Below are 15,127 nucleotides of genomic sequence, written 5' to 3'. Positions count from 1 at the left end.
GGGAGAGACCCAATGAACGACGTCTACCTGTGTCATCCGCGCCGCACCGCCGTCGGCCGTTTCGGCGGCACCCTGGCAAGCCGGCGCCCCGACGACTTCGCCGCTGGTGTCTTCAAGGCGGTGTTGGCGGAAGCCCCTGGGCTGGATCCCGCCGAGATTGAAGAAGTCTTCATGGGCTGTGCCAATCAGGCCGGTGAGGACAACCGTAACGTGGCGCGCATGTCGGCGCTGCTGGCGGGCCTGCCGGTCACGGTTCCCGGTACCACCATGAACCGCCTGTGCGGCTCCGGCATGGACGCCGTAGGCACCGCCTTTCGCGCCATCAGGGCCGGTGAGATGGAGCTGGCCCTGGCCGGTGGCGTGGAGTCGATGTCGCGGGCGCCCTATGTGCTGGGCAAGGCCGACGGCGCCTTTTCACGCTCCCAGACGATCGAGGACACCACCATCGGCTGGCGCTTCGTCAACCCGCTGATGAAGAAGGCCTACGGCGTTGAGTCCATGCCCGAGACCGCCGAGAACGTGGCCGAACAGTACGACATCTCCCGTGAGGACCAGGACGCCTTCGCCCTGCGCTCCCAGCAGAAGGCCGCCGCCGCCCAGAAGGCGGGCCGCTTCGCCATCGAAATCACGCCGATCGAGATCCCGCGGCGCAAGCAGGAGCCGCTCGTCTTCGACCAGGACGAGCACCCGCGCGAGACGACGCTGGAGAAGCTGGCCGGCCTGCCGACGCCGTTCCGCGAGGGTGGCAGCGTCACCGCCGGCAACGCCTCCGGCGTCAACGACGGCGCCGCGGCGATGCTCGTCGCCAGTCAGGCGGCGGTGGACAAGCACGGCCTCAAGCCCATGGCGCGCATCGTCGGCATGGCCACCGCCGGGGTGGAACCGCGCATCATGGGCATCGGCCCGGTACCGGCGGTGAAGAAACTGCTCGAGCGTACCGGCGTGTCGCTGGACGAGATCGACGTCATCGAGCTCAACGAAGCCTTTGCCGCCCAGGCACTTGCCTGCCTGCGTGAACTGGGCATTGCCGACGACGATCCACGGGTCAATCCCAACGGCGGTGGCATCGCCCTGGGGCATCCGCTGGGCATGTCCGGGGCACGGCTGCTGCTGACCGCGGCCCATGAGCTGCAGCGCACCGGCAAGCGCTATGCCCTGTGCACCATGTGCGTGGGCGTGGGGCAGGGGATCGCTACCCTTATCGAAAAGGTATAAGTGGTACCGAAGATCGGAACCAGGGCCGGCGGTTTCGAGCTGCCGGCCTTTCCCGTTGCACTGCAGGGAGAGAGATCATGGCATTTCTGACCATCGAGGGCCGCAGCGTGGCCTACCGCCTGCTCGGTGCCGAGGCGCTGCCGCTGGTGGTGCTGGCGCATCCGCTGGGCATGACCCAGGCGGTGTGGGACGACGTCCTGCCCATGCTGCTGCCGCGCTACCGCGTGCTGACCTGGGACTTGCCGGGCCACGGCGCCAGCCAGGCCTGGCCGGCCGATGGCGGCGGGATCACCCCGGCGGCGCTGGCCCGCGAGGCGCTGGCGCTGGTCGAACGCGCCGGCGCTTCGCGCTTCCACTTCGTCGGCACCTCCATCGGCGGCGTGGTGGGCCAGCAACTGATCGCCGAGCACGCCGAGCGCTTGCTTTCCGCCACCCTGACCAATACCGGGGCGGCGATCGGCAACCAGGAGCTGTGGACCACCCGCGCCGGGCGCGTGCGCAGCGAGGGGCTCGCGGCCATGTCAGGCGAGATCGTGCCGCGCTGGTTCAGCGCGGTGCGTATCGAGGCCAACCCGGCGCTCAAGGATGGCTGGATGATCCAGATGGGCCGCGGTGATGACGAATCCTATGCGCGGCTGTGCGAGATGCTGGGACGCACCGACTTCACGGGAAAGCTATCGGGCAAACAGGTGAAAACGCAATTGCTGGGTGGCAGCGAAGATCTGGCCACGCCGCCGGCGACCCTCGAGACCCTGGCCGCCGAGCTCGACAGTGCGCCGCTCGAGATCATCGAGGGCGTGGCCCATGTGCCTTCCGTCGAAGTGCCGGCGCAGTTTGCCGAGAATCTGCTGGCGTTCCTGGCGCCAGCCAGAACGCCAACAGCCTGGACGCCCCCTTCCAGCAGATGATCACCCGGCTGGCCTGGGGCGAGCTGTGGAGCAACGACGACCTCACCCGCCGCGAACGCAGCCTGATCACCACCGGCATCCTCGCCGCCCTGGGCCGCGAGGAACTGGTGCTTCACCTAAAGACCGCCAAGCGCATCGGCCTCTCCGAAGCGGAGCTGCGCCAGGTGCTGATGCACGTGGCGATCTACGCCGGCGTACCGGCGGCGAACCATGCGTTTGCATTGACCAAGGAGCTGGGCTGTGGCGAAGAGATGAGCTGATTCGCCGTATCACGCGGTCTGGTGATACGGCGGGGAAGCCTGGGAACCTCTCATCTTGCGCATGGTCCCATATTGGGACATCATGGCTCTATGAGGATCATCGCCATCAAGTATCTGCGTGACTTTTGGCGGCAACACCCCGATGCCAAGGCGTCATTGGAAGCCTGGGTCGATGAGGTGAAGCATGCCGAATGGAAAGATGCGCATGACATCAAGGCCAAGTACCGCAGCGCCAGTCCTGTGGGCAACAAGCGCGTCGTGTTCAACATCAAGGGTAACGACTATCGACTGATCGTCGCCGTTGCCTACCGATTTGGCGCGGTCTACATCAAGTTCATCGGCACGCACGCGGAGTATGACAAGGTCGATGCCGAAACCGTAGAGATGGAGTAACTCCATGGATATTCGCCCCATTCGTACCGAGGACGACTACCAGGCCGCCCTGCGGGAAGCTTCTGCCTATTTCGACAATGAGCCGGAACCCGGCACCGAGGAAGGCGACCGCTTCGAGATCCTCCTGACGCTGATCGAGGCCTTCGAAGCCAAGCACTTCCCCGTGGACCTGCCGGATCCTATCGAGGCCATCAAGTTTCGAATGGAGCAGCAGGGGCTCACGCCCAAGGATCTCGAGCCTGCTATTGGCCGGCGCAACCGCGTCTATGAGATCCTGAACGGCAAGCGCAACCTGACCCTTGCCATGGTCTGGAAACTACACGACATGTTCGGTATTCCCGCTGAGAGCCTGATCAAGCCACCTCACCATGCCTGATATTCGCTTGCGTATCGAACTGCTCGACACCGATCCCCTGGTCTGGCGCCGCGTGCTGGTGCCGGAGCAGATCAATCTGCACCGCCTGCACGAGGTCATCCAGGCTGCCATGGGCTGGTGCGACTGCCACCTCTTCGAGTTCGAGTGCAGCGGCCGCTACTACGGCGAGCCGGACGACTGGAGCGACCGTCCCATCGCGCTGGCGCGCAACGCCAAGCTCAAGACCATCGCCGCGCGGCTGGCCGACAACACCTTCCATTACCTCTACGACTTCGGCGACGATTGGGAGCATCGCATCGTGGTGGAAGCGACCGGGCTGGCCGAGACCACCCCCTGCCCGCGGCTGATCGATGGCGCCATGGCCTGCCCGCCGGAGGATATCGGCGGCACCGGTGGCTTCGAGGCGCTCAAGGCAGCCGCCGCCGGACGCGGGGATGAGCATGGCGAGATGTTGCTGGAAGCCATGGGCGGCAATTTTGATCCGCAAAAGTTCGATGAGGACGAGATCGAGTTCATGCTTGAACCGATCCAGGCCGGCTTTCTCCGGGGTGGCCGCAAGGCAGCCGATCGGCGCACGCCACCGGGTATTGCCGCCAGGCGGGATATGGAAGCCTCGCTCCATGAGGAGAACCTTCGCACCATCGAGAAGCTGATGCAGGCACTGCAGGCCGAGATGGACAGAAACCGCAATAAGTGATGAGGGCCCATAGACCGCGATTTTTTCTCAATGAGCGAATACCAGTACTACGAATTCCTAGCGGTGGATCGGCCGTTGAGCGCAGATGATCAACAGGCGCTGCGAGCGATTTCCAGCCGGGCGCGGATCACGGCGACTGGTTTTACCAACCACTACCAGTGGGGCGACCTGAAGGCAGACCCCACCCAGCTGCTGCAGCGCTTCTTCGACCTGCATGTCTATGTGGCGATCTGGGGATCGAAACGCCTGCTGATTCGGCTGCCCGGGGCGGCACTTTCCCAGACGGATCTGGACGCCTTCTAGTTGGATCAGTGTGATCTGCTGGAGGTCCGTCAGACGCCCGAAGGTTGGCTGATCGACATCGATGTCGAAGCCGATGAAGAAGCCGCTTGGGACGAGTTCGACGATGGCAGCGGCTGGATGGGGGCGCTGGCGGGGCTGCGCCAGGAGCTGCTCTCCGGTGACTTGCGGCTGCTCTACCTCGGTTGGCTGTGGGCCGTTCAGCTCGGCTATATCCGTGAAGAGGCCCTGGAGCCGCTGCCGGGCATCGGCCCCCTGACTCCCAGCCAGCAGGCGCTGGCCGAGTTCATGGCGCTTGATCCCATGCTGGTGGAGGCCGCTGCCGAGTCCGGCGAGAAGGCGCCTGCCGGTAGTGAGGTCGAGGGCTTTGTCGCCTCTTTTCCCTTGCAGGAAAAGGATGCGCTGTTGCGGCGCCTGCTGGAGGACGACGGCAGTGTGATCGCCGAGCTGCAGCGTTGTCTTCGCCAGCATGGACAGGCGGATCAGCCGCCTCGACGCAGCGTGGCCGAGCTGAAGATTCAGGCCAACGCCTCTAACGAGCGACATCGCCAGGCCTATCTGGCGGAGAAGGCACGCCGGGAAGCGGAGCAGGCGGCGGCAGAAGAGAAGCAGCGTCGGGAGCGACTGGCACAGGTGGCCAGGCTGGGCGAGCGAGCCTGGCAGGAAGCGCTGAGCCAGATTGGCCGTCGGCAGCCCAAGGGCTACGAGACGGCCGCCGGGTTGCTTGCGGACCTGAGTGAGCTGGCCATCGAACGCGGCGAGCAGGCCGCCTTTGAGGAGCGCCTGGACAGGATCGTGGCCGAGCATCGGCGCAAGGGGCGTTTCCTTGAACAGCTGCAGCGCCTTGGGCTGTTGCCGTGACTCCTGAGAAGCCTCGTTCTCAGCGTCTGCAGTCTGAGGCGCAGGGCGGCGGCGAAGTCCTCGCGGTCCACCGGGGTGGGTCTGTCGGGCACCCCGTAGGTCTCCAGCACCTCGTCCAGCGGCTCCCCCTGGGCCAGGAAGGTGAGCGCCTCGAAGGCTTCCTCGGGGAGGCGAGACGCCAGCGCTTCCAGCGCGCTCTCACTGCTGAGTCCCTCGACCCGCTCCAGCAGCATCTCCGGCACACCCAGCCGCAGCAACTCGCGGTCGCGGGTCTGAAACAGCGGTTCGATGGGTGCGCTGGTTGGTGCCTCTGGCGTCGTTTCTCCCCGTTCGGCGGGCACTTCCTCGGTGGTGGAGGCGAGAATCTGCAGGCTGCCGGTCTGAGGATGGATATCCACCCGGTGACGGCTGGCCCAGGCGTCGTCGTGTTTGTCCACCCACAACAGCACGTAGACGTTGCCGCGCTCGGGCTTGAGTACGATGGCGCGGTAATCGTCGTCGACGCGGATCGAGCGCAGGTTGGGATCGGGCGTGGCCAGGGTCTCGTAGTTGAGCCCCGGCGAGCGCGGGTTTTCGCGGAACTTGGTGACCATGGCCATCACCTTGCCCTGTTTGCGACGGGGAATTCGGGCATAGGCTTCCAGGAACTCCTGGGACAGCGCGACGGTGATCTCGCTCATGGGTCACTCCTTTCATCAATGTTCAGCCACTCTGCCAACCGGTCGATGGCGGCGTCATCCAGGGTGGTGACCACTCGCCAGTCGGCCAGGACCTGCTGCCAGCCGGTGGGCAGGTCCTCCTCGATGGCCACCGCCACCCGTGGGCCTTCCCAGGCCAGCTCGAGGGTGATGGACTGCCTCTCCGGCGGCATCCAGCACGTCCAGGCCCGGGGTGGGGAGCGGCAGGCCGCGTTCGGCCAGGGCGGTGATCCACTCGGTTGGCAGTAGGGTCAGTTCGTCGTCGAGCAGCGCCTTGATGCCGCACTTCCCAACCGCCGTCGGGTCGGCGCGCAGGCTGGCACAGTGGTCGAGGATCGGCAGCAGGAAACACTTGGTCTTGCCCGAGCCAGTGGCAGTGGCCATCAGGGTGGCAAGCTTCACCTCGCCGCACAGGCGCGGCAGGCCCAGCGACAGGTAGGGCCCCTTGCGCAGCTTATCCGGCGCGGCCAGGAAACGATCGATCAGCGCCGTCTCGCCCTGGTTGCCGTCGCCGCGAAAGTGCGGCGTGGAGATCAGGAAGGCTGCCAGCAGGTAGTCGTGCAGGCGTAATGCTCACTCAAATTAACAGAAATGCTACGCTGCGCCGAGCTGCCATGAAGCAATATGACAGATAGGGCTGTGATCATAGGCGAGTCACGAAGGTTGTGAAGTTGTCGAGTGCCTCATGCACACTGAAAACCTTCCAGCCGAGGCGCTCGGCATGCAGCCGATCCCGTTCATTGATGGCGATGCCCAGGCGTTGCCGTGGCCAAGCCAACTCCAGCATTCCCTTCACCTCTTCCCTATCATCCTGCAGGTCAAGGCCGACTTCCGGTACCGGCAGCCGTCTGCTGTGACAGCGTTCAATGAACCCCCGGAGCCCGGAATCGGCCAGTTCGATGACCTCCTGCCAGTTGTCGGGATTCCGGAACTGCTGCTCATGGCGGCGGCGGGAGATGGTCTGCCTGTCGGAATGCGAGACATACATGCTCTCATGGAAAGCTTCCTTGCTGTGACAGTCGGCACAGAGCGCTTTGAGGTTGGCCTTCCGGTTGTCGCTCTTCACCCCGTTGATATGGTGGACGTGTAGCAGACGTGGGTGATCGGAGAGGCGGACCACACACTTTTCACAGGTGTAACCCTTCTCTTGTCGGAAAGCTCGGGAGACTTCCGGCCAGTCGACCGTATAGCCTTCCCCTTCCCCCATCTTTCGTTGAGGCAAATGGGTAAAGAAAGAGCTGTAGGTCTGGAAGAACTCATCTAGGTTGAATTTCACGAATGCATTGAAATTCCTGTGGCTTTTGTAACCTTTGTAGTTTATTTGTCCCAGGCATAGCTTGCAGACATCTAGTCGAGTTTTTCCTTCAGTGTAATTTCTGGAGTGGTGACGATATCCAGTGATATCAAATTCACCATTTATATTTTGGGTGACGACGTAACGCTCAAATCTGCCTTGGGACCTCATTTCTCTTAACTTTCTGCATTCAGACACATGGTATTTGTTGCCTGTGCTACCATCTTCTAGGGCATTTTCGACGCGGTATCCATGATCTTTAATATAAAGAAGTATCTGCCTGCCACGATAGGAGAGTAAGTTGTCTACAACATCAATCTCGTTGATGTCATCAATCTCAATGCCTTCAGACTCTAGCCTGTCCTCCCATGGCTCGCGTGGAGTATCGAGGACGAAGTCATCCTCGATGGGGTATCCCATCCTCCTGGCCGCGGAAAACAGGGCGGAGAAGTCAACCGTGAGCTTCATCAGTTGCCATCCAGTATTTGGCGAATCTGAGTCTCGGCATTGGTAATGACACGAAAGCTGACTCGGCGAGATTGATCAGGATCCTCGTTACCCTCCCTATCAAGCACGACACGCGATGAGGAAAAGCCGACGGCGGCAATGTTTGCCTTGATCCATTCCTGTTGTGACGACATCTCGGGTAGGTCGTACAGGTAGCCCAGCACGGATCGGGTTCTTCCCTGGGAGAGCTCCATATTATTGAAGTAGGCTTCCTGAACTGTCGAGTCCGCAGCCCAGCGACTGCTGGTATGTCCCTCGACCCTTACTTCATTGATGGAATCGGAGAAGTCCAGAAGGATGTCGAGATAACGCGGAAAGAAATCGTCGAGAATCTGCTGAAACCTTGGCCGCAGCGCCTCGGAGCCGGTGGCAAAAAGAACTTCAGGAGACTGGAAGGTAAAGGCCAGGGTGTCATCATCGACAGAGGCTTGCCATATTTCGAGGTCCTCCTCGAACTCCTCCATCAAGGCATCGTAAATGGCGACCTGATTCTCCTGGTAGGCCACGGCAACTTCCTTGATGCGGTCACGCTCAAGGAGCGCATGGCGCATCAAGGCGATGGAGATGAACAAAAAGACCATCATCAGCCCGGCCATCAAGTCGGACACCGACAGCCAGTGATGTTCATCACCGCTGCCCCCGGAGTGCCCCTTGCCGAAAAGCGATCTCAACTGGCTCATCAGTACTGTCCGCTATTGGCTGTCTGGACGATCTGCTGCATCTGCTGTGTCAGCTTCTGATAGTCGTGGGTGAAGCGACCGGATATCTGGGCAAGGGCGCGGCCCATCTCCGTCATGACTCGCTCCAGCTCTTGTTGCATGCTCTCGTCGACGGCCTTGAGTTGGGAGTTGACACTCTCGCCGGTTCGTTGAGCGGCTTGGCGCATGACGCCATCCATCTGTTGGAAGGCTTCGTTCATCTGGCGTGTCTGCATGCTCGTCATCTCATCGACAGAATGAGCGAGGCGCTGTTGCATCTGCCCGATGCTTTCCTGAACCTGGGACTGCACGGAGCGGATATGCTGCTCGGTTTGCTTCCCGGCATCGGCCAGGGTCTGGCTGAGGGTCTGGCTCTCCTTGGTCAGGGTCTCACCTATATTGCGGACATGGCTATTCACATCCTTGAGGGCGTCATCGAACTGCTCGGCGATCTGCTCTGACTTGCTCGCGACGGTATCGGAAGTCTGGGTCAGGTTTCGGCTCAGGTTGCCGAAGTTCGTATTGATTGATTCCGAACCTTGAATCAGAGACTCGTTGACCCTGGCGGCTCCATCAATGAGGCGGTCAGACGCATCCTTGGCGCTATTGGTCAGGTCCTCGCGCAGCTTTTCAACGCCTTCCTGGGTGGTTGATTGGAACCTCTTGAGAAATTCCTGAAGCATCGAGTCGTGCGCCTCGATATACTTGTCGGAGTCGTCGAGCAGCTTCTTGTAATGCTCGCTGGCGCTCTGCGCGGCCCCACTGACATCACGAACCGTGCTGTCCACCTGTTCGCGGATTGTGGGTACGGCCTCAACAGCCGCATCACGCATTCCCTTGAAGGCTTCCAGATGGTTGCTGAGTTCGTTGAGCTGGTGTCGCGTGATCTCCAGCAGGGTTTTCAATCCTTCCATGGTGTCGGGAATGGCGCCAGCCTTTTCGCTGATATGGGCTACCGACTGTTCGGTCTGGGTGATGGCCTGAACGCCCTGGTCATACTGAGCCTTCATCTTCTCCAATTGATGCCGATAGTTCTCCTGCCACTCCACCAGTTTCTGTACGGAGGCGTCGAGTGCCTTGAAGTTTTCGCCGAACTGCTCGGTGAGATTCTTGTTGAAGTCGGCGATTACCTCCTTCAGGGCATTGATGACCGTCTCGGTGGCAGACCGTGACAGCATATCGGCGAAATCCTTGAGCTGCTGCTCGAGATCATTGGCGAAACGATCGAAACGCTCTGACTGTTGCTCCGAGTGCTTGTGAAACTCAATCATTACATCCAGTTGCTTCTTGCCGGTATCACCGAGCAGGCCGAGCTTTTCGCCGATGTCCTTATTGTCCATGCGCAGCAGCTTCAACTGCGATACCAGGGAACTATCCTCGTCACCTGCGATGGCATGCCGAAGCTTTTCCAGGCTTTCTGACTGATGCTGCAGACTGGCATGGATATCTTCGGGCCCGACCTCATCCGGCCCAATGCCTTCAACAGACTTCGGCTGCACGAATGGTGCACTGGTAGTGATAATCTTGTAAAGAATAGCAGCAGCCATCCCTAACAAGCTGGTCATAAAGGCTGTCTGAAGGCCTCCGAGCAGTAGGGTGATACTGCTGTCGATGTCGGCAGGGTCGAAGTGCAATAACCCGATGACGATACCGATGAATGTTCCCAGGATGCCGAGTGACGTCAGCAGGTTAGGGGTATAGTGAGTAAATCCCTTGGCCTTGTCGGCTCGGTAGCATATCACGGCAAGAGCGAAGGCACTGATGATGAGCCAGAAGAAGAGGAAAGTGACACCTTCCGCCTCCTGTCCTCTCAGGAATGATTCGAGAGCTGCTGCAGGATTCATTATGACTCCTCGGTTAAATCAGGTCGTGCATCATCAGCGGATAGAGTGACGATGTTCCCGTTTAGTCTGTATAGCGGATCGCTTGGATGATGGCTTTTCCCTGCCCCCAGGTCGTCATGGTAACTCCTTGAGTATCGGTTGCTTGTATCAGCATGGCATCGGCGCCGCATCCACAGGCCTCGGAGCGTGCGTGATCAATGGCCGCTGCAGCATTCTTGCGGTGGAATGCGGTGGTGCCGGTCCGTGAATTGATTAGACAAGCCGTCTGGAAGGGGCGTTGGATTTCTGCCTCGCTAGCATAGATATCGAGCTGGCAGTTGGCCGGCTTGGCGGAGAAGCTATTGACCGGGGTGACTCCGACACTGGTGCAGCCTGTAACAAGGAGAGTGGCACCTGCAGCAGCCATCATAAACTTTCCCTTCATGTTGATTCCCTTGCGCTTTTTCATGATTTTTTTCCTTTTTATATGATGGCCTCACTCGAGGACAGAGTTAGGGATATTACTACCCAAAATCAACCTTGTTCTCCTCGCTCAAAAAACGCCCAGGCTTCCTCGTAGTCCCTCTCCCGGTCCGGGCGGGTGAAGGGGGCGTGGTATTCCACGGTCTTTTCCCAAGGGCCGTCGGGGAGGGTGTCGTCGAGGTAGGTCTGCGGACGACGCCTTCCTGCAGATATTTGATATCTTCCCAGCCCAGATATAGAACAGGAACAGCAGCCAGTACATGTAGCGCAGGCACTCGCGGGAGAGCCGCTCGGGATGCGCCGCATAGCCGAAGGCCTCAAGCAGCGGGCGGGCCAGGTTCCGGACGGCATCCACCGCCTCGCGGGCGCGGCCGCGACGGGCCAGGGCATGCACCGCCTCGATCTCGCGCAGCCGCTTATGGGCGTCGCGGTGCAGCAGGGCCCAGGGCGTCTTGTCGCCGTGCTCGGTGGCGCGCTGCTGCCAGGCCTCGGGCACGCCGCGGATATCGCCCTCGAAGATGTCGGCGAGGTAGTGCTCGCTGTAGAACTCGTTGTCGTTGACGATGTCTGCGTTTGCCATAGCGTTCCTTGCCTTAACGCGTCTGCGCGCCGCCGGCCGCAGCCGGCGGTTGTGGATGAAGCGATGCCAGTCGTTGCAGCCAGTCGTCCGGAAAACCCATGGGCGGACGAGGAATATCGGGGAATTCCGCCAGCAGGGCCTGCAGGCGACCGGGCCAGCGGGTGTCCGGGCTGATCTGGGTGGTGAGGTGAGTCAGCATCATCAGGACGCTGAAGAGGCGGCGAGGGACGCCCCTTCCCGCCTGAGGTGCCGGAAAAGTGAGGTGTTTCGGCCAACTGGGCGGAATCGAGAGCTCGCGGTTCCAGAGTCGGAAATGATGCGCACAGACATTCCGAATGAATGTCAGTGTGTGCAGCCAGCTCGCGAGCACATGGTGCGGGAGGGCGAAGCGACGTGCGATGGACTTTCGATCACGGTACTCGTCAAGCCCATCGAACAGATGGGATAGCGTGCCGAGGCTCAGCTCTTCCACCATCGCCCAGGAAGGCAGGTGCGCAGGCTGGTCGTAGGTGAGAGCGTAATAGCGTGGGTAATTGTCGCGCTTGCGGCTCTCTTTTCGCGCCTGTTTGATTTCCTCGGGTACCTTCGCCCTCTCGATGCGTTCTATCTCTTTGTGATACTGACGGGCTTCCTTGGCGAGTTTGTCGTTGAGCTCAGTGAGCAACCGTGGATGATCGAAGTGGGCCTTGAAGCGCGCGGGCGTCAAGTACCAATGCGTACCGTATTGGCAGGCCATATGGTTGCTGATACCCGTCCGTACGGCGATCTCGACCCTCTCGATGGCCACCATCACTAGCTGACGGAGGTCGCTGTCGAAACGGTAGGCCTGCATGATATCCGATAACCGGGCGTCCGGTTTGAACCGGTGCTCTGAGTCATCGGGATATTGGAAGGGCCGCATATAAGGGCTGAGTCTGAAGGATGTCGTGACTTCAAGCAGCCGAAGAGCGCGTTCACGGTCATTGATGTGCAAGCCTCGCTCGATCAGCAGGTCGAGCTGATCGCGTGCCGTCAGGGCGGGCTTGGTAAAGCGCATCATGAGGCCATCTCCTGTGAGGGGTGGCCACGGGTTTTATCGCGGACAATAAAAAACCCGCGCAATTTGAGCGTGAGAACCGAAGTCCACATAGGCTTGGCGGGTGTATTGATGGCAATGGTAGTCGCGCCGGCGGCCCGTTGCAAGGCGCCAGCGGCCGAAGCGTGGCGGCTTGCCAGGGGTGGGTGAGCGAGAGTCAACTCGATGAGACGCATCATGCCTGCGCCTCCTGGGGAGAGGCGGGGTCGCCGGTGAAGACGGCGGCGACTTGGAGCCAGGGCCGGGGCTCGATCTGCTGGGTGGCTTCCAGCCAGTCCAGGTAATCGTCGAAGACGCGCTCGAGCTGGGCGGTGCGTTCCTCGCGGCGGCGCTGCTCGCGGCTGGCGGCGAGGTCGAGCTCGATATGGTTCTGATGGTGGGCCTTGAGGGCGTCCATGGCCCGCATCTGGGCGTTGAGTCGTTTGTTGAGTTCGTCTTCGCGCACCTGACGGGTGGCCTCGAGGTAGCGCCACGGCACTGGGCAGGTCGTCCTGCAGGGCCGTGGTATTACCGGGGATGCCGGGATTGGGCAGGACGGTGGGATCGAGCGCTAGCTCGGCCAGAACCTCCTCGAGGGGCATGGGCTCGCCGACGTTGCCGCTGGTGGTCTCTACCGGTACGGCGCACCAGGCCTGGATAAGCGATTGGCCGTGGCGGTTGGGGTAGCCCCCCTGGAGCAGGAAGCGGGCCTGGCCGGTGGGCAGATGGCCGGGCACGCGGATCACCGGGGCGGTGTGGCGGCCGAAGGCGTTGAGGATGCGGTCGCGCAGCCATTCGAGCAGAGGGTGCAGCGGCCAGAGGTACTGCACGGTGGGCCAGGGGTCGTCTTCCTGGCGGGCCTGGTCGAGGGCCTGCTGCATGCGGGCGATATCGGCGGTGAGGATGAAGCGATCGTGTTCGGGGCGGATCTCGCGAGGCAGGTAGGTGAGCCGCTGACGCAGGTCCTCGGGAGCGACGAACTCGAGGCGCTGGGCGTGCTCGTCTACGCTGGCCTCCAGCTCCTGGCCCTGGTCGCGCATGGCCTGGCGCAGCCAGTCGATGGCCGCAGGGGGCCAGGCCAGGGTGCTGGGATAGAGCCGCGGTGGCTGGGTGGTCAAGTCCGCCAGGTCCCGGGCGGGCGGCGCCTCGGGGATAAAGGCCTCCAGCGGTGATTCGCTGTGGGCGAGCTGGTCGTCGAGCAGGCCGGCGTCGGCGGGCAGGTTTTTCTCGAGAAACGCCAGAGTGACCAGGCTCTCGGTGAAGATCACCAGGCGGTTGTCGCTGTCGCGGCTCCAGCCCAGTTCCCCCTGGCCGGCCTGGCGGCCCAGTAGCTTGAGGAGAGCCTGATACTTGCCGAAGCGCTCGGGGGTGACGGCACGGATCGCCAGGGCCAGCCCCTCGAGACTCGAGATGTCGGTATCGCGCTCGGGGCTTCGCGCCTGCTTGTGCAGCCTTGCCAGGCGGTTCTCGATGGCGGAGAGACAGGCCGCGGGACTGGAGAACAGGGTCTTCTCCAGGCGGGTGCGAAACAGGCCGCTGCCGGCGGTGCGTTTGCCGTCTAGGGTATGGAAGCTGACATTCATCAGCTCGCCGAAGGCGTGTTCCTCCTCGGAGCTGGCCGGCGTCCGGTGGCGGGCGATCTCGCGGTCGGGGAAGTCGCCGAGCTGGTCGCGCACGTCCTTCTTGAAGCGGCGGATCACCAGGCCCTTGTCGCGGAAGTCCTCATGGGCGTAGTCGCTGGGGGTGGCGATGGCCGTGGGATCCAGCATGTTCATCAGGCTGGCGAAGCTCTCGGGCTTGCCGTCGTGGGGTGTGGCCGAGAGCATGATGAGGGTGTCGGAGCGGGTCGCCAGTAGCCGGGCCAGGCGGGCGCGCTGGGAGGCGCCGTGGGCCCCGGCGCGCTCGGCCACATTGTGGGCCTCGTCGATGATGATGTCCCAGTGGGCCTGCTCCAGGTAGTGGCGATACTCGATGTCCTGCTTGAGGGTATCGATGGAGATGATCGCCGGATCGAAGTAGTGGAAAGGGTTGTGGTTGGCCGGGATGCGGCCCCGGACCCTTGCCAGGCTCTGTGAGTCGAGCCGGGTGAGCGGGATGGTGAAACGGTTCCAGAACTCCTGCTGGAACTGGCCGAGCATGGATTTCACCGCCAGCACCAGGATGCGCTTGCCGCGGCCGCGGGCGATCAGTTCGCTGGTGAGGATGCCGGCCTCCAGGGTCTTGCCCAGGCCCACTGCGTCGGCGATCAGGATGCGGGCCCGGGGCTGGCCCAGCGCCTGGCGGGTCGGCTCGAGCTGGAAGGGCAGGGTATCCATGGCGGCGTGGTGGCCGAGATGGATGCGCTCGTCAGTCGGAGCGGTGTCGCGCAGTTGGGTGGCCAGGTTGAGTAGGCCGGCACGATAGCCTTGGAAGAGATCATCGACCAGTTCGGTGGTCGCCGGGTCGAGGATGCGGATGTCGTCCTCGAGCCGACTGAGGAACTGGGTCTCGCGGCCGCGCACCAGCTCGGAGAGTCCGGTGCAGCCGAGCAGGTAGCCGCCGTCGCTCGAATGATCCAGGCGCGTGAGGCGCCACTCGGCATCACGGATTTCCAGGCGCATGCCCGGTGCAAACTGCTGGTGCTGGCCCATTCCTTCCCTCGGCGTACTGCACGCGGCCCTTTTTCTATTTCGGGGGGACGCGGTCCTGGCATCCAGGCACACGCGCCCCTGCGGCATTGGCGCTTGCTGATCAGCGCTCTAATGGAGCTTAGCGTAACAAAGTGTCATCGGGCTGTCTGTAGTGCCAATGGCGAGTCCTGCTTCTGGCTTGGCTAATAAAGTTTTTTATCAGGTACTTGTGGGGAGGTCGGTGGTGGCGAAGCGGGCTGCCATTCGACCGTGGAAAGTTTGCCTGGGACCTTTTTTAGAGTGCTAACAAGACGTGCCGCATGGCACGATCCGAACCGGCCTTTGGCCGGTTTCGGCTTTATGGGCAGGGC

16 protein-coding genes are annotated in these 15,127 nt (G+C 62.0%); 8 read left to right on the top strand and 8 right to left on the bottom strand.

The features are described from left to right. The first annotated feature begins 12 nt into the window (after positions 1–12). The 8 genes from pcaF to C1H69_RS22135 all read left to right on the top strand — a co-directional run bounded on the left by pcaF (position 13) and on the right by C1H69_RS22135 (position 5,010). Positions 13–1,215, top strand: a complete 1,203-nt coding sequence (gene pcaF / locus C1H69_RS22165; RefSeq protein ID WP_102655554.1) for a 3-oxoadipyl-CoA thiolase — start codon at positions 13–15, stop codon at positions 1,213–1,215. Positions 1,216–1,292: 77 nt separating this feature from the next. Continuing rightward, on the top strand, positions 1,293–2,123 hold the full coding sequence (locus C1H69_RS22160; RefSeq protein WP_165789563.1) for an alpha/beta fold hydrolase: 831 nt from the start codon (positions 1,293–1,295) through the stop codon (positions 2,121–2,123). Next, positions 2,120–2,383 (top strand): carboxymuconolactone decarboxylase family protein, encoded by a 264-nt coding sequence (locus C1H69_RS24315; RefSeq protein ID WP_165789562.1) that lies wholly within the window; start codon positions 2,120–2,122, stop codon positions 2,381–2,383. The genes C1H69_RS22160 and C1H69_RS24315 overlap by 4 nt, the downstream gene beginning before the upstream one ends. Positions 2,384–2,473: 90 nt before the next feature. Beyond that, a complete protein-coding gene (locus tag C1H69_RS22155; protein ID WP_010627501.1) occupies positions 2,474–2,776 on the top strand; it encodes a type II toxin-antitoxin system HigB family toxin in 303 nt (100 codons plus the stop codon). Between the two features lie 4 nt (positions 2,777–2,780). Then, positions 2,781–3,152: a helix-turn-helix domain-containing protein gene (locus C1H69_RS22150; protein WP_102655553.1), complete on the top strand. Its 372-nt coding sequence runs from the start codon at positions 2,781–2,783 to the stop codon at positions 3,150–3,152. Further along, complete coding sequence (locus C1H69_RS22145; RefSeq protein WP_102655552.1) at positions 3,145–3,849, top strand: plasmid pRiA4b ORF-3 family protein; 705 nt, start codon at positions 3,145–3,147, stop codon at positions 3,847–3,849. The genes C1H69_RS22150 and C1H69_RS22145 overlap by 8 nt, the downstream gene beginning before the upstream one ends. A gap of 30 nt (positions 3,850–3,879) precedes the next feature. Then, the gene (locus C1H69_RS22140; RefSeq protein WP_102655551.1) at positions 3,880–4,152 is read left to right on the top strand and encodes a hypothetical protein; all 273 of its coding nucleotides are present in this window, start codon (positions 3,880–3,882) and stop codon (positions 4,150–4,152) included. After that, positions 4,153–5,010 carry a hypothetical protein gene (locus C1H69_RS22135; protein WP_102655550.1) on the top strand — a complete coding sequence of 286 codons (858 nt, stop codon included), beginning with the start codon at positions 4,153–4,155 and terminating at the stop codon, positions 5,008–5,010. A gap of 734 nt (positions 5,011–5,744) precedes the next feature. Here the strand turns inward: C1H69_RS22135 and C1H69_RS23350 are convergent. From C1H69_RS23350 to C1H69_RS22085, 8 genes are all read right to left on the bottom strand, one after another. Continuing rightward, positions 5,745–6,092 carry a hypothetical protein gene (locus C1H69_RS23350; protein ID WP_133155005.1) on the bottom strand — a complete coding sequence of 116 codons (348 nt, stop codon included), beginning with the start codon at positions 6,090–6,092 and terminating at the stop codon, positions 5,745–5,747. Between the two features lie 259 nt (positions 6,093–6,351). Beyond that, a complete protein-coding gene (locus tag C1H69_RS22120) occupies positions 6,352–7,470 on the bottom strand; it encodes an HNH endonuclease (protein WP_102655547.1) in 1,119 nt (372 codons plus the stop codon). Further along, complete coding sequence (locus tag C1H69_RS22115) at positions 7,470–8,189, bottom strand: OmpA/MotB family protein (RefSeq protein ID WP_102655546.1); 720 nt, start codon at positions 8,187–8,189, stop codon at positions 7,470–7,472. Before C1H69_RS22115 ends, C1H69_RS22120 begins: the two co-directional genes overlap by 1 nt. Continuing rightward, positions 8,189–10,051, bottom strand: a complete 1,863-nt coding sequence (locus C1H69_RS22110) for an apolipoprotein A1/A4/E domain-containing protein (protein WP_102655545.1) — start codon at positions 10,049–10,051, stop codon at positions 8,189–8,191. Before C1H69_RS22110 ends, C1H69_RS22115 begins: the two co-directional genes overlap by 1 nt. Positions 10,052–10,112: 61 nt before the next feature. Beyond that, positions 10,113–10,499 (bottom strand): hypothetical protein, encoded by a 387-nt coding sequence (locus C1H69_RS22105; RefSeq protein WP_102655544.1) that lies wholly within the window; start codon positions 10,497–10,499, stop codon positions 10,113–10,115. 84 nt (positions 10,500–10,583) lie between these two features. After that, on the bottom strand, positions 10,584–11,093 hold the full coding sequence (locus C1H69_RS22100) for a hypothetical protein (protein ID WP_102655543.1): 510 nt from the start codon (positions 11,091–11,093) through the stop codon (positions 10,584–10,586). 13 nt (positions 11,094–11,106) lie between these two features. Beyond that, positions 11,107–12,132, bottom strand: coding sequence for an Abi family protein (locus C1H69_RS22095; RefSeq protein ID WP_102655542.1), 1,026 nt, complete (start codon positions 12,130–12,132; stop codon positions 11,107–11,109). Continuing rightward, entirely contained in the window at positions 12,129–14,777 is a 2,649-nt protein-coding gene (locus tag C1H69_RS22085; RefSeq protein WP_205738588.1) for a DEAD/DEAH box helicase, read from the bottom strand. The genes C1H69_RS22095 and C1H69_RS22085 overlap by 4 nt, the downstream gene beginning before the upstream one ends. Between the last annotated feature and the right edge of the window lie 350 nt (positions 14,778–15,127).

The sequence above is a fragment of the Billgrantia endophytica genome, from assembly GCF_002879615.1.
GTDB lineage: Bacteria > Pseudomonadota > Gammaproteobacteria > Pseudomonadales > Halomonadaceae > Halomonas > Halomonas endophytica.
Note: the sequence above shows the minus strand (reverse complement) of the source record. Positions and strands in the feature narration are given on the sequence as shown.